Raw genomic sequence first — 15,110 nt, 5'->3', positions numbered from 1 at the left:
ACGTCTTTGCCGGATTGGAACCTGTTTTTGTCGGATTCGGACACGAATGGATGAGGAGGACTTGAAATGGATCATCTCGTCTGGGGAGCCGCCCTGTCTAAACTGCATTCAACCGTCGGAGAACTGACCGAAGAAGATTTATGCATTCGCATACATTATTGGGGAGCCCTTGCGGAGCACCGGAGCAACTTAGAGCATAAGCATTCTTTTTTTGAAATGTGTTATGTCGCGGGCGGTGAAGGAACGTATGTGGATGAAGGGCGGATCCATCCGTTAGCAAAAGGAACGCTGTTCATTTCCAATCCCTACCGCATACACCGTATTGAAAGCACAGGGATGCAGCTCATATGGCTCGCCTTCGATGTGAATGCCGGGCGCACCTCAGCGCCCTGGAACGGTCAATTTGCGCGGCTGGCGCAGTCGGACTGCTATATTCTTCACGGCGCTGAAAACAGCCCGGCCGTCCTGCTCTGGAAAGCGATTATGCAAGCGGCCGCCGAACTGGATACCGCCCGGTTTCCACTGGACCGGCTGGTACTTGCGCTTGTGGCTGCGCTGCCGCAAACCTTTACGCCGGACCGCCAGCAGCACAAGCCGACGCTGCCTCCGCCCCGCTCCGCTTCTCTGAGGCAGGCGCTCCAATTCATCCGTGATAACCTGGAGTCGCCGCTAAAGCTGGAAGATGTGGCGCGGTATTTTCATCTATCGGGAAGACATCTGGCCCGTTTGTTCCAGAAGGAGCTCAAAATGACCTTCACGGCATACGTCCGCCAGGAAAGGATCCGGCTTGCGGCGTACCTTCTGCGCGAGACGGACCACTCTGTTAAGGAAATCGCCGACCTAACGGGTTTTGGCTCCGTTCACTATTTTACCAGGATGTTCTCGGCTGCCGCCGGCATTCCCCCGGCCGCCTACCGGATCGCGCCACAGCAAAAAGGCATGCCCTTCGAAGAGGAGCATGCCTGATTTCAAAATGTGTTCTTAGGCGTAACAGTTGTACGATTTCAATGCGGGCTTCAAGCTCTCCCGGTAATGGGCGGAGCCTCATTGGGACCAAAGGATACATTGATCCGGTGATCCAGCACGACGGCGTCTTCCGTTTCAAACCGGATGTCCGTCGTAATATGAAACGGCGTCTCAATGAAGCGGATGCTCAGCTCCAGCGTATCCGGGGACTTCCATGTAAAGCTTGACACCGTTGAGGTCTGCCGGGGCATGATCAGATCAGACGTGCCTTCCAGCCATTTCCCGCGACCCAAAGTCAATGCAAAGTGCTTCCCGCCGGTCTCATACAGGTCAACCACCGCCTGATCGGACTCAAAACGGACCGAAATCCGGCTCCAGTTCATGTCGTTGTCGTCCAGCACATAGTTTTTGCCGTTGACGGCGGATTCCAATTCCGGTTGAATGCTGTACGCGAGCGGAGCAAGCTGCAGGCTGCGGATCCGTTCCTGCAATCGGTCCTGCGTTTCTTCGTCCAGCGGGAGCTTCTCTCCGGCCATCGCTGGCAGCAGACGCTCCCAGACGGCGTTCATCACTTCCTGCATCTGGTTCGTTCCGCTGGTGACGGCAAGCACCGCCTCCTGCTCCGGCATGACGATGCAGAACTGGCCGAAGGCTCCGTCTCCGCGGTAGGCGCCGTGCCGGCATCTCCAGAATTGGTAGCCGTATCCCTGCGCCCAGTCGCTTTCCCCGCCGTCTCCGTTGGAGATCTGCTTCGAGGTCGCCTCCTCTACCCACGCTTCCGGAATCAGCTGGCTGCCGTTCCATGCTCCTCGCTGCAAAAACAGCTGGCCGAACTTGGCGATGTCTTCCGTCGTGATGCTCAGTCCGAATCCTCCAGTGTTAATTCCCCGCGGACAGGACTCCCAGGTGGGGTTGTGAATGCCCAGCGGCTCAAACAGCCGCTTCTGCAAAAATTGAAGCAGCGTCTGCCCGGTCACGGATTGCAGAATGGCCGACAGCATATAGGTTGCACCCGTGTTGTACACAAAATGGGTGCCGGGCGTATGCTCCACCGGAGCCGCGAGAAAGGCCTTGGCCCAATTCCCGTCCGTGCAGCGGTCAATGGCCCCCATCGTATCCTGGTCATTCCCCGTGCCCATCATCAGCAGATGCCGGATGTTCATGGCAGCCAAATTCGGGCTGACTTCCTCCGGCAGGTCGTCCGGGAAGAACGTAACGACTTTGTCTTCCAAAGACAGCAGACCCTCGTGCACCGCGAGACCGATGGCTGTGGAAGTAAAGCTCTTGCTCAGCGAAAACAGCATGTGCGGCAGCTCCGGGGCATAAGGCCCCCACCAGCCCTCCGCAGCCACCTGTCCGCGGCGAAGCAGCATAAAGCTGTGCAGCTCAATGCCCTTGGCCTGTACCTCGTCCAGAAAATCAAGGATGGCCGCCCCGGGAATGCCCAGCGCTTCCGGTCTGCTTCTTGGTAATTGCAGGCTTGTATTTTCCATGGTTTCACACCCCTTTCGTTACAAACGTACCGCAGCCACATAGCAATTTCAAGCATTTTGTTTCCGCTTACAATCGGATTCCTTTATCGCCTTGCGTTGACCCTGTCCTGCTGTGCTATTATAATCCCTGATACCAAATCAAGATGGGAGGCTGACATGTCATGAAGTACCGCAAATTGGGCGGCACAGGCTTGGAAGTATCTAATCTTTGCCTGGGCACGATGGCTTTTGGAAGATGGATCGATGAGGAAGCGTCGGTGCAGATCCTGGATCACGCGATCGACCAGGGAATCAACTTTATCGACACCGCCAACTATTACGGCAAAGGGCAGGATGCCGATGTTCCGCACGGAACAGGCGAGAGCGAGGACATTATCGGCCGTGCCCTGAAGGGCAGACGGGATCAGGTCGTTCTGGCGACGAAAGTGGGCATCCGGTCGGGGTTCGGGAAAAATGACAGCGGCCTGTCGCGAACCCATATTTTGCGCGAAGTCGATAAGTCGCTGCAGCGCCTTCAGACGGATTATATCGACCTGTACCAGGTACATATTTTCGACCCGCACACGCCGCTGGAAGAAACGCTTCGGGCTCTGGACGACCTTGTTCGCCTGGGAAAAGTAAGGTATATCGGCTGCTCCAACTATGCCGCCTGGCAGATTGCCAAAGCGCATGCGATCAGCGAGCGGATGAACCTCGAAAAGTTCATTTCCGTGCAGCCGCAGTACAACCTGCTCTCCCGGGAAATCGAACAGGAGCTTCTGCCGTTCTGCGCCTCGGAGGACGTCGGCGTCATGGTATACAGTCCGATGGCCCGCGGGATGCTCTCCGGCAAGTACAAAGCGCCAGGGGATGCCCCGCCGGAGAGCCGCGCCGCCAGCGGGGAGAAGCCGCTGCAGCAGTATTTTACCGAGCGGAATTACGAGCTTGTCAAAAAATACGCGGTGCTTGCCGGACAATACGAAGTCAGCCTTTCCCAATACGCGCTGTCGTGGGTGCTTAATCAGCCCGCGGTCACAGCCGCCATCATCGGTGCCAGCAAAGTGCATCACGTGACGGATGCCGCGCAGATCAGCGACTGGTCCTGGACGCCGGAAATGCTGCGGGAAGCAAGTGATGTCCGCAGTTCTACGGATGAATCACAGCCTCATTAAAAAACAGTCCCGGCCGATATCTTGGCCGGGACTGTTTATTATCATCTTCACTCGCGCGCCAGTCAACGGATGGCGATTATAACTAGGCACGTTCGGGCTCCCATTCGGCATTCAGCACAAATGTTGCCCGTATTTCGGTTTGATGGTCCAGATCCGGCGCTGCCGGAAGATCCCTATCCCCGCTATACTTCCGGCGTTGGCGTCGGCGCCGCGTATTTCCCGTTGGAATACGTCTGGTCGATGATGCCGCGGATCTCTTTCACGCTTTTGCCCTCTTTAACCAGCGAAGCTGCCGTAAGCGCCGTCTCGACGCACACGCCGCAGCGGGTGCCGTGATCGTCCCATACCACGCTTCCGTCCGGGTTGACTTCTTTAATAAAGCAGTTCAAATTGCTTTTGTGGCCTGCACTTTCCCCGCATCCGCAGTAACATGGAATTTGGCTGAGCACTTCCTTTACCCCGGCTGCCGCCATATAGGCCGTTCTGACGGTATCGTTCGCCGGCTGCAGAAACGAAGGAAGCTGCTCCTTCCCGCCGGTCGTCTCCTGCAGATCGCCGTTTGCGGCCATCTGCTGGTGTGCGCCGTGATCGTGCTGCATCGTCTGCTCCGCCGAATCCGGGCTGCCCTTATCCGAGCAGCCGGATACCAGCAGCCCGCCCAGGACGATTCCGAGCACAGACAGCCTTGCCTTACTGCCCATCATCATGTATCTCTCCTTTGATTGTTGTCCATTTTACATAGTATACCATGCCGCTTGCCGGATATATAAATTCGGATGACTTCGCAGCCGGTTACGGTTCCTCATCATGTCTGACCCGAGTGCCGGCGGGGCATGGACATTTTCTTAACAGTAATTATTCCGTTTAAGATGCCGTTTTGATATAATACAGGTATCTAGCCTTTATTTCGGATTTTCACAGAAAGGTGATTGCCATGGAACAGTCCATCCATCCGTCCCAGGAATGCGACGCAACCTGCACGGGCTCAGACAATGAATTGGGCAAAATCAAAGAAGCGCTGATCGATGATCAAGCTGCCTCGCAGGTCGCCGATTGGTTTAAAGCCTTTAGTGATCCCACGCGGGTCAAGCTGATCGACGCGCTGCTGCAAAGAGAACTGTGCGTGCATGACCTGACCACCCTGCTCGGCATGGGCCAATCCGCGGTGTCCCACCAGCTGAGGTATTTGCGCAATTTGCGGATCGTCAAACGCCGCAAGGAAGGCAAAACGGCCTATTACTCGCTTGACGATACGCACATCGAACAGATTTTCCTGCAGACGCTGCAGCATACCCAGCATGGATAAATATTTCTAATCCAAGACCCTCTGCCTTTGGCGGAAGGGTCTTTTCTTTTTTTGCTTTCGCGGCCAACCGAACCATCCGACGTCCCTCTTCATTTTTTCCTGAGAAGAAACCAAGGGTTGCCGGCTCCATTAAAGGTCAATGCTGATAACAAGAAATCCATTGATCAGGAGGCAGCTCCATATGAACAGAATGAACAGAAGCCTGCTATCCGCTTTTCTCTTTCTCTCGGTATCCTTATATGCCGGATGGAGCTTTGTATGGCCTGCAGGAGTGGCTGATGCAGAACGTGCCGATACGTTCTTCGGCCATGATTCTATTCAACAACCTAAGGTTGTTAACGGCAGCGACGGCCAAACCGGGCGGGACCCTTCCCTGGATCCGTCCCTTTTATCGGCAATGCTGCTGGCAAAGGATCCCGTACAAGCCGCGGTGCAGTTTTCCAGAACCCAATGGCTGGACGGAAGCATGAATAACAGCCCGGACGTCGTCATTCTGGCCGATCCCCAGGATAAACCAGGCGCACTTGCGGCAAGCCGTCTTCTGCTTTTTTCAAAGAATGGAACGATGCTGTTTACAGGCAAATATGTAACACCGGAGGCCACCCTAATCGAGCTTGTCCGGCTTCGTCCTTCCGGTCTTGCTTCGCAAAGCGGAGTGCAGGTGATTGCAGCGGGGGACATACATCAGCGGGTTATCGATCAGCTCCGCAGGCTGGGCCTTCGCACCGAGCGAATTCAGGCTGCGGCGCCCGAAGCTCTGGCGGGAGCGGTGGATGCTTATACGGCACAGCTGTCCGGCAAACATAACCGAGCCATAATCATGCTCCCCTTGGATCAAAAGCCATTCTCCTCCTCTATGCTCCACCTTTTGCAGGAAAAGGAGGGCTCCCTCCTTTTCGTCAAGCGGTTTTTCATTCCAAGGGAAACCCTTCAGGCGTTAGAACAGCGAGACGGCGGTTCAAATATCTACATTCCAGGTTCGCTGGAAGCGGTCTCCAAACAGGTGGAGCGTAGGCTGCAACGTTATGGAGAAGTGACAAGAATATCGGGGGACTAGCAGGAGCTACCCAAACGGCAGCGGGCGGCACCGCATACAGCGGACCGCCCGTTATTTTGTACACCACAATATTGGAATCGTTCATTATTTCAGCTTCAGCACCCGCATCGCATTTAGGACGGCCAGCAGGGTAACGCCGACATCGGAGAAGACGGCTTCCCACATCGTTGCGATGCCAAAAGCTCCAAGCAGCAGGAAGATCCCTTTGACTGCCAGCGCAAAAACGATGTTCTGCCATACGATTTGGCGCGTACGCCCCGCAATGCCAAGCGCGGTGACGATCTTGGACGGCTCATCGGTCATAATGACGATATCCGCCGCCTCGATGGCAGCATCCGATCCCAGGCCGCCCATCGCGATCCCCACGTCGGCTCTCGCCAGCACCGGCGTATCGTTCATGCCGTCCCCGACAAAAGCGATTTTTTCTTTGGGTTGCTTCAGCCGGCTCAGCCGTTCCATATGCTCTACCTTATCCTGTGGAAGAAGCTCGGCATGCACCTCGCTCACGCCAAGCAGCTTCCCGACCTTCTCCGCCACCGGGCGCGCATCGCCTGTCAGCATAACCGTCTGTTTGCCCCGCTGTTGAAGCGCGCCGACCGCCTGAGCCGCATCTTCCTTCACCTCGTCCGAGATGAGCAGATAACCGGCGTATTCTCCGTTCACGGCCACATAAACGACGGTGCCCGGCGCATCCGGCTGCTGAGCCGCAATGCCTTCCTCCTTGAGCAGCTTTGCGTTGCCGGCCAATACTTCCACACCGTCCAATTTCACGTGAACGCCGTGTCCCGCAGCTTCATTGTAGTCCTGTATGCGTGACGCATCTAATTCTTTCCCGTAGGCTTCCCTGATCGATTCGGCAATGGGATGGCTCGAATGAAGTTCGGCGAAGGCTGCATATTCCAGCAGCTGTTCAGGGCTGATTCCGACGTGGGCCGGACGGGTTTCGGTCACCCGGAACGTCCCCTTGGTCAGCGTGCCGGTCTTGTCGAACACAACGTATTTCACATCATTCAAGGCTTCCAGGTAATTGCTCCCCTTGACCAGGATGCCCGCTTTGGAAGCGGCGCCGATGCCTCCGAAAAATCCGAGCGGAATCGATACGACCAGCGCGCAGGGACACGAAATGACGAGAAAGATCAGCGCCCGGTAGATCCAGTCGGAGAATGTCGCGCCGCTCACCACGAGCGGGGGTACGAGCGCAAGAAGCAGGGCGACGATGACGACGACCGGTGTATACAAACGGGCGAACTTCGTGATGAAGTTCTCGGTAGGGGCCTTGTTGCTGCTGGCGTTTTGGACGAGGTCCAAAATTTTGGCCGCGGTGGACTCCCCGTAAATCTTGGTCACCTCGATCGTAAGGACGCCATTTTTGTTGATGAAGCCGCTCAGCACCTCATCGCCCGCTTCCAGCTCACGCGGTACGGACTCGCCGGTCAGCGCCGAAGTGTCCGCCATCGACCGGCCCTCAGTCACTTTGCCGTCGAGCGGGATCTTCTCTCCCGGTTTGACGATAATCAAATCGCCGACCTGGACTTCCTCGGGCGTCACTTGTTTCGTTCCGTCCCCTGTCTTCAGGTTCGCATAATCCGGCCGGAGATCCATCATGGCGCTGATGGACTTGCGCGAGCGGTTAACCGCGATGCCCTGGAACATTTCTCCGATCTGGTAGAAGAGCATGACGGCAACCCCTTCGGGATACTGTCCTACGCAGAACGCCCCAATCGTCGCAACCGACATCAGGAAGTACTCGTCAAACACCTGGCCCCTAAGGATGTTGCGGAGCGCCTGCAGGACGATGTCTCCTCCGGTAATGAGATAGGCCACCAGAAACATGGCAAGCTCGACCCACCCCGTAACCGGCAGCAGCATCGCGGCCGCCGTGATCACCGCCCCTGCAGCCAGGCGGATCGACATGACCCGGATGCCGGAACTGCCGTGATCATGTGAATGACCGTGATCATGGCCGTGGGCATGATCATGTGAATGACCGCCCGCTCCGTGGTCATGACCTTCGTTGGAATGACCGTGATCATGCGCGTGCCCATCATGATGATGGCCGCGGGACCTTTGCGGATGATTTCCTGCCGCTTTCTGAGCCAACTCGCGCACGCTGACATGCGGCTCTAATTTTTTGACTTTCTTCGTAATCTCCGATATCAATTGGCCTTGATCTTCTGAGGATTCAAAAGTCAGCGTCTGCTTGACGAAATTTACGGAGCAGGAAGAAACCCCGTCCATCTTCCGGACCCCATCCTCGATCTTCATGGCACAGTTTGCACAATCCAAGCCCTCGAGCAGCAGCTCGCGCTTCACCTTAGAGACGGCTTCAGTCATCAAAATGCCTCCGATCCAATCACGAATATAATATGAGCATATATTCATATATAAACTTGTTAAGCACATTATATTCAGGGATGGAGAAGAATGTCAATCAGCTTTTCCGGGCTTTTCCACCAATGATGGAAAAAACGAAAAAAAGGCAGAGGCTGTTCCCCTGCCTTTTCTTGCAGCTCAACCGGTCTCATCCGAGACGCAAGACATCATCAGCTCCCGGTATTTCCCCGGCGTCACGCCCTCGATCTTTTTAAAAGCCCGGATAAAGACAACGTCGCTCGTATATCCGACCAATTGCGCGATTTGGGCATTTGTGAATTCCTTGTCTGCCATATGGCGTTTGGCAAGCTCAATCCGTTTCTTGGCGATATGGTCGCTGAGATTGATCCCGCTCTGTTTCTTGTAAAAGGTCGAGACGTACTGCGGCGTCATGTCGAAGTGATCCGCCACCATGCCAAGCCCCATGTTCGAATCGGTGAAATGCTCATCCACGAACTGATCCATGTCCTGGAGAAGCTGGGCGCTGTGGCCGCTCTTGTCCGCAACCATGCTCTCCGCCAAAATTTCATACAGCCGCTTCATCCGTTTGTGCATTCCTTCGGCCGTTTCATAGGAGAAGATGTCCTTCACCAGATCGATATCGGGTCCGAGAATGTCATTCTGGTCCACGCCCGTGGCGTTCATAATTTTTAAATATGTACTGGTGATGTTAAAGAACAGGCATTTCCCGTATTCCGGCGTAATGCTGCCCGATTCGAAATTCATCGCGTAAATCGTGTCCAGCAGCTGCAGGGCATGGTCGGCGTCACCGCTCCTTACGAAATTAATCAGCTGTACCTCAATATCGACCGGGTAGTAATAATGGGAGTGCACATCTGTAATGTCCTGAAAATAAATGATCGTCCCGCCGCCCTTAACAATCCGGAATTCCAGGGCAGACGCCGCTTCCGCATAGCTCTCGCTGATGCTCTTCGCACCGCTGTGAGGCAGGCCCACCGCTACGGTAACATCGATCTTGAAGCGTTCCTCGATCATGCCTTTGAGCCCTGTGGCCAGCTCACGGGTCACCCTCTCGCCGCCCTCGGCCTGTTCCGCGGCAAAGTTGCACACGATCGCTACCCGGTCCCGGTCCAGCTCAACGGCAAACGCCTTGTGCGGATACTCGATCAGATCCGTGCCGATATTGGATACGATAAAGCGGGCAAGCGCCCACTGCTCCTCGCTCGGCTCCGCGTTGAACCTTGCGATGCTGTCCAATTGGACGACCATGACCGAGAAATCGTCACTGACGAACGTAATATCCATAAACCGCAGCGACTGGCCGCCTTCCCGGGACGCGTCGACATCCATCTGCCCACGGAGCAGGCGCAGCAGAAAGTTGGAGCGGATGACGGGCGTCTGCTGGGCGAGCAGGCTGCGTAAATTTTTTTCGGTATGCAGGGAGCCTTCAATAGACTGCAGGATCAGCTCGTATTCATTGACCTGCGGCCTTCCGCTCCATTCATTGCCCCTGAGAATGGCATTGACCGTTTTACGCAGCGGACTGTAATTTCGGTAAGCGAAGATGAAGGCTGCGGTCAGTCCCACGGCCAGGCAAAGGGCGAACAGGATCAGCGCCCACTGCTTGATCAGAATGATCTGCTGCATGAAGACGCTTTTGGGCGTAACGAGTACGTATTTCCATCCTTCCTTTTCGGATGAGGTATACGATACCATTTTCTGATCGCCATTAATCGTTTGGTTGAACAACCCGCCGGTCCCCGTGATCCGGGACAACAATTCGCCCGGCAGCGGCTGGCGGTCTGTCGCCATGATCGTGCGTCCGTCCGAATTTACGATGTAGATCGAGCTGTCGCTCGCGGATTCAATCTGGGCAAACATTTCCTTAATCTGACTCTCGTCGATCAGAATGACGAAGGTTCCCGTTATATCGCGCCGGTCCCGCCCCGGAAGCGACTGGGCGAAGGTGATGACGTTCAGCGGCGTTTTCTCGATGCTCTGCATCGGATCATACTCGGCGGTCCGCAGCAGCGTGGCCGATGGAAGATAATCCATCGTATGGAAGCTTGTGAGCATGCTTTCCCGCCAGCGGTCGTAACTCATGCCCTGATAGCTGTAATACATATCGTAAAATTTGTGCGAATCGGTGAGAAGCCCGGGCCTCAGCACCAGATCGCTGTTGCGGAAATAGACATAGTAATCCAGGATAAAGTTCGTCAGGCTCCCCTGCCTTGACATGGTGTTCCGCATAAATTCGATGAACTGGTACCGGTCGGGACCGCCTGCATCCTGGTCCAGTTTGAGCAGATACTCCAGCTTCGGATCGAAAATGATCTGCTGGGCCAGCTTTTGCACTTCGCTTAATTTGCTGTCCAGGGACAGCTTGAGCTGCTCCAGCATCGCTTGATTGGAACGGTTGGCACCGCTTTCCAAACTTGCTTCGACTTTGGTGTACAAGAAGGCTCCCATCGAGACCGGGATGAGCAGCAAAACCAGATTGGAAATCAGCATCGTCATCCACACGCTTCGCAGATGACCGATTCCAAGCGGACGAAGCAGCCGTTTCACCAAGCATTCCCCCTACCTTGTTCATGTATCGACCGACATGCGCATCAATGAAACTTGTATGTTCATTATAATGCAAGGGACAGGGCTCCGGGCAGTTTTTTATTCCTTGATGGCGCCGATCAGCACCCCTTTGACGAAATATTTCTGCAGGAATGGATACAGGCAGATAATCGGCAGGGTCGAGACGATGATGGTGGCGTATTTGATCGTTTCGCCGATCGCATACTTGTCGTCCGCAGCCACGCCGGTGGACATGGAATCGGTGGAATTGGCGATGAGGATTTCGCGCAAAACGAGCTGCAGCGGGTACATCGTCCGGTCACGCAAATACACCAGCGCCGAAAAATACGAGTTCCAATGCCCAACCGCATACCAAAGAATCATGACTGCGATGACCGGCATCGACAGCGGAATGACGATTCGAAACAAAATGGTCATCTCGCCGGCTCCGTCGATTTTGGCCGATTCTTCGAGCGACACGGGTACGCCCTGGAACGCCGTCCGCATAATAATCAGGTTAAACGTGGAGATCGCTCCCGGGATCAGCAGCGCCCATGGCGTATTCATCATGCCGAGCTTGCCGACAAGGATGTACGTCGGGATCAGTCCGCCGCTGAACACCATCGTCAGGACGATCGCAAACATCATCAGGTTTTTAAAATACAGGTTCCGGCGCGACAGCACATAAGCCCCCAGAGCCGTCATAAACAGGTTAATGGCCGTTCCTGCGGCTACGTAAAACAGCGTATTCCGGTACCCGCTTGTGATCATCGGGTTCTTGAAGACGGCTTTGTAAGCCTCGAAATTAAATCCGAGCGGGCGCAGGAGGATGCCCCGGTGCTGGATAAAGCTCGCCGCATCGCTCAATGAAGCGAATAATACATACAGGAACGGGTACAGTGTAACGAAGCAGAGCAGCAGCATCAGCAGCGTATTGATCACGCCGAATACCTTTTCGCCGTTCGTTTGTGCAATCATCGGACGATCCCTCCTACCACAGTTTGTTTTCGGACACGCGCTTGCTGATGGCATTTGCCGACACGATCAGAATCAGGCTGATGACGGAATTGAACAGGCCGACCGCCGCGGTAAAGCTGTAGCTCGCCTCCAAAATCCCTTTTCGGTATACATAAGTGGAAATGACATCGGCCGTTTCGTAAGTCAGCGGATTGTACAGCAGAAGCACCTTCTCGCTGCCTACCGACAGCATGTGCCCCATATTCAGAATGAGCATGATGACAATCGTGGGCATGATGCCCGGTATGGTGATGTGGAACGTTTGTCTCCAGCGGCTTGCGCCGTCGATTTTGGCCGCCTCATACAGCGTTGGGTCGATATTGGCGATCGATGCCAAATAGATGATGGAGCCCCAGCCGATGCCCTGCCAAATGCCGGACGATACGAAAATAAAGCGGAACCAGCCGGCCTCCTTCAGAAAATCGATCGGATCGACGCCGATGAACCCCAGCAGTTGATTGATCAATCCGTCACGGCTTAGGAAGTCAAACATCATCCCCGCGACCACGACAATCGAAATGAAATGCGGTAAATAGGAGATCGTCTGCACGAATCGCTTGAACGCCATTTTGCGGATCTCGTTCAGCAGCAGCGCCAGCAGGATCGCCGCCGGAAAACCAAACAGCAGATCATAGACATTGATGAGGACCGTATTGCGGATGAGCCTCCAGAAATAAATGCCGTTAAAAAAGCTGTCGAAATGCTTAAAGCCGACCCATGGGCTTCCCCAGATCCCTTGTGCCGGCGAGTAATCCTTAAAGGCGATCAGGAGACCGTACATCGGTCCGTAATGAAAGATCAAGTAATACGCAATGACGGGGAGCGCCATGACATAAATGATCCAGTTGCGGCGGAGATCCTTACGGATGGTTTGCCCCGTGGTTAGATCGGTCCGGCTGCGCAGCGGGCGCTTCTTCATCAGTTTCTTATCGGTTACCTGCCACATGTAACCCCCTGCCTTTCCTGCGGAATGTGGTGTTGGAACAAGGGGCGAGCCGGGAAGCGGACATCCCCTGCCCGGCATCTTCGCCGCCTTATGCTTTTTGATTAACGCTTATTGAACCGGTCAAGGGCGGACTGCTGGATTTTGATCGCGTCGTTAATGCCCATCGCCTCGATTTTCTTCACGTACTTATCGAAGTTGTCGATCGGCTCCGCGCCCATGATGAATTTGAGGAACATCTCGTCCTTATACGTGTTGATGTCCGTCATGATCGAAGCGAATTGGGAGCTCTCGTCCTTGGTCGGCGTCACGAGCGGCATTTTGCGTTCCCCGGTCGGCTGGGACCATACGGTCAAAGCATCCTTCTGGTTCGGGAGGGCCAAATACTGCATCTGGAATTCATCGCTGAGCACGAACGGAGCGCTCCACGTCGATCGGTTGTGCTTCGCAAAGGATTGCTGGAGACTGACGCCGCTAGGCGGGTTCAGCACCTCCGGCAGGAAGACCGGCTTGCCGTCCTTCAGCGTGTACGCTTCTCCTTCTTTGCCGTAGTTGAACAGGAGATCGCCCTGTTCTCCGTAGGCATAGTCCAGCCACTTGACCGTTTCGGTCGGGTTCGTATTGCTGGTCGAGATGGCGGCGCCGATGCCGTTCGTGGCGAAATCCTTTTGCCCCCAAATCGGCTTATCGCCTTTGTTCAGTACCGGATACGGAGCGGCCACCAGGTTGAATTTCGGATCCTTATCCTTCATCAGGTTGGCGTATTTGCCGATGCCGCCGCCGTTATACGTTGGAGCTGCGCCCAGCTGGTTGCCGGTCATTTTGGCATCGAACAGCTTGTCGTTCGGAGCGGCGAAATCCTTGTCGAGCAGCCCTTCCTTATACCATTGGTTCATCGTGGCCAGGAATTCCTTGTACTCCGGCTGGATCGGTCCGTATTTGACGCTGTTGTCGATCTGGTAGAAGCCGTAGTTGATGCCCCATGCGCCAAGGAAAGGCGCATCCGTGCCGATATCGTCCTTCGTAAAATACAGCGGAATTTCATCGGCTTTCCCGTTGCCGTTCGGATCCTTCTCCTTAAACGCCTTGAGGACTTCATGCCATTCGTCGATCGTCGTCGGCATCTGAAGGCCGAGCTTATCGAGCCAATCCTTGCGGATCGACGGGCCGTAGAAGACACGGACCTTATCGCCGCCGCGGAAGAACGGGAACATGTAGAGGCTTCCGTCGTCGGTGGTCACCTGCTTTTTCCAGTCGGGATGCTCATCCAGCAGTTTTTTCAAATTCGGTGCATATTGGTCGATCAAATCGTTCAGCTTAATAATTTTGTTGTCCTGGATCGCCTTCTCCGGTCCCCCCGGATACCCGATCCATGAAGTTTCGATCACGTCCGGAAGTTTCTCGGAGACCATCATGAGGTTGAACTGCTCCTGAGCCTGGGTGGAGTCGGTCGGCGGATGCTGGAAGTCCACTTTCACGCCAGTGATCCGTTCCAGTTCCTTATACATGCCCATTTCCGCGTACGTTTTCATTTGGGCGGCTGCAGCGGGATGCATGCTGACCCAATAGGTCAGGTGGGTTAATTTTTCCGGTTCGGCTGTTTTTCCGCTAGTGGACGCCTCCCCTTTCGCCTGATCGTTCCCCGAGGTGCCGCCGCAGGCCGCAAGCGACAGAACCAGGGCGGCTGCAAGCACCGCAGTGCCCCATTTTTTAGCTGCTTTTTTTCTCATGTAAGCGCCTCCTTTTTGAAATAAATCCAGTTGACCGGACTCTTGTTTATGTGAAGCTGCCGGTACCCAAAGTATAGGGAACCTGCCTGTTCCCGCGATACTGCCGCTTTGAAAGGAGCGCAGTATTTTCGTAAGATGACGGACTGATCTTTTTAATGCTACCTTAACTTTTCTTCATCCGGGCGGCTAATCCTGGACCCGCACAAGCCTTAAGGCACGCAGCTTTACCGCGTCGGCATGCCAGATTTCCGTGAATTTGGGAGACGGGTCCTTCAGCTTGGAAGAACGGAGCGTCAGCGTATGGATTCCGGGCTCCAGCCATGTCACTTGCCCCAAACGGGATTGGATCGGGATATAGGGATGCTGGCATGATGGAGAATCCGGATCCTCCCCCTCTTCCGCCGGATCGGTAACCAGGCAGCTGCCATCCGTCTCCAAGACGACCGGTTCCGGATACAGCCCGGGCCAATCCTGATCGTGCCGCTTGAAGCTGATCAGCATCAGTTCATAGGTGCCCGGCTGAACGAGCTTGAAGGTCCACTCCG

General features: G+C 55.0%; 11 protein-coding genes and 1 pseudogene. 4 read left to right on the top strand and 8 right to left on the bottom strand.

Going from position 1 to position 15,110, the window contains the following annotated elements:
- Window positions 1-66: 66 nt before the first annotated feature.
- Window positions 67-966, top strand: coding sequence for an AraC family transcriptional regulator (locus BCV73_RS08525; RefSeq protein ID WP_089546752.1), 900 nt, complete (start codon window positions 67-69; stop codon window positions 964-966).
- A 50-nt stretch (window positions 967-1,016) separates the two neighbouring features.
- Here the strand turns inward: BCV73_RS08525 and BCV73_RS08520 are convergent, their stop codons facing one another.
- Window positions 1,017-2,459, bottom strand: a complete 1,443-nt coding sequence (locus BCV73_RS08520; protein WP_089546751.1) for a serine hydrolase domain-containing protein — start codon at window positions 2,457-2,459, stop codon at window positions 1,017-1,019.
- A gap of 161 nt (window positions 2,460-2,620) precedes the next feature.
- Between BCV73_RS08520 and BCV73_RS08515 the strand changes: the two genes are divergently transcribed.
- Window positions 2,621-3,610, top strand: a complete 990-nt coding sequence (locus BCV73_RS08515; protein ID WP_089546750.1) for an aldo/keto reductase — start codon at window positions 2,621-2,623, stop codon at window positions 3,608-3,610.
- Window positions 3,611-3,792: 182 nt separating this feature from the next.
- On the opposite strand, the gene BCV73_RS08510 is transcribed toward BCV73_RS08515, so the two are convergent.
- The gene (locus tag BCV73_RS08510; protein ID WP_481855782.1) at window positions 3,793-4,317 is read right to left on the bottom strand and encodes a PCYCGC motif-containing (lipo)protein; all 525 of its coding nucleotides are present in this window, start codon (window positions 4,315-4,317) and stop codon (window positions 3,793-3,795) included.
- 227 nt (window positions 4,318-4,544) lie between these two features.
- Between BCV73_RS08510 and BCV73_RS08505 the strand changes: the two genes are divergently transcribed.
- Window positions 4,545-4,916, top strand: coding sequence for an ArsR/SmtB family transcription factor (locus BCV73_RS08505; protein WP_076167400.1), 372 nt, complete (start codon window positions 4,545-4,547; stop codon window positions 4,914-4,916).
- 181 nt (window positions 4,917-5,097) lie between these two features.
- Window positions 5,098-5,973, top strand: coding sequence for a hypothetical protein (locus tag BCV73_RS08500; RefSeq protein ID WP_089546749.1), 876 nt, complete (start codon window positions 5,098-5,100; stop codon window positions 5,971-5,973).
- An 84-nt stretch (window positions 5,974-6,057) separates the two neighbouring features.
- Here BCV73_RS08500 and BCV73_RS08495 read toward each other — a convergent pair whose 3' ends face one another.
- The 6 genes and pseudogenes from BCV73_RS08495 to BCV73_RS35710 all read right to left on the bottom strand — a co-directional run.
- Window positions 6,058-8,307 carry a heavy metal translocating P-type ATPase gene (locus BCV73_RS08495; RefSeq protein WP_089546748.1) on the bottom strand — a complete coding sequence of 750 codons (2,250 nt, stop codon included), beginning with the start codon at window positions 8,305-8,307 and terminating at the stop codon, window positions 6,058-6,060.
- A 177-nt stretch (window positions 8,308-8,484) separates the two neighbouring features.
- Window positions 8,485-10,875 carry a helix-turn-helix domain-containing protein gene (locus BCV73_RS08490; RefSeq protein ID WP_244879228.1) on the bottom strand — a complete coding sequence of 797 codons (2,391 nt, stop codon included), beginning with the start codon at window positions 10,873-10,875 and terminating at the stop codon, window positions 8,485-8,487.
- Between the two features lie 99 nt (window positions 10,876-10,974).
- Window positions 10,975-11,853: a carbohydrate ABC transporter permease gene (locus BCV73_RS08485; protein WP_089546747.1), complete on the bottom strand. Its 879-nt coding sequence runs from the start codon at window positions 11,851-11,853 to the stop codon at window positions 10,975-10,977.
- A 13-nt stretch (window positions 11,854-11,866) separates the two neighbouring features.
- Window positions 11,867-12,811, bottom strand: coding sequence for an ABC transporter permease (locus BCV73_RS08480; protein ID WP_089550160.1), 945 nt, complete (start codon window positions 12,809-12,811; stop codon window positions 11,867-11,869).
- Between the two features lie 128 nt (window positions 12,812-12,939).
- Window positions 12,940-14,565 (bottom strand): type 2 periplasmic-binding domain-containing protein, encoded by a 1,626-nt coding sequence (locus BCV73_RS08475; RefSeq protein WP_076167410.1) that lies wholly within the window; start codon window positions 14,563-14,565, stop codon window positions 12,940-12,942.
- Window positions 14,566-14,751: 186 nt separating this feature from the next.
- A pseudogene (locus tag BCV73_RS35710) lies at window positions 14,752-15,110 on the bottom strand (alpha-L-fucosidase); the annotation flags it as partial.

Origin of the sequence: Paenibacillus sp. SSG-1 (assembly GCF_002224835.1) — a bacterium.
GTDB lineage: Bacteria > Bacillota > Bacilli > Paenibacillales > Paenibacillaceae > Paenibacillus_AQ > Paenibacillus_AQ favisporus.
The sequence above is the reverse complement of the archived record's forward strand: the minus strand, read 5'-3'. Positions and strand labels throughout refer to the sequence as shown.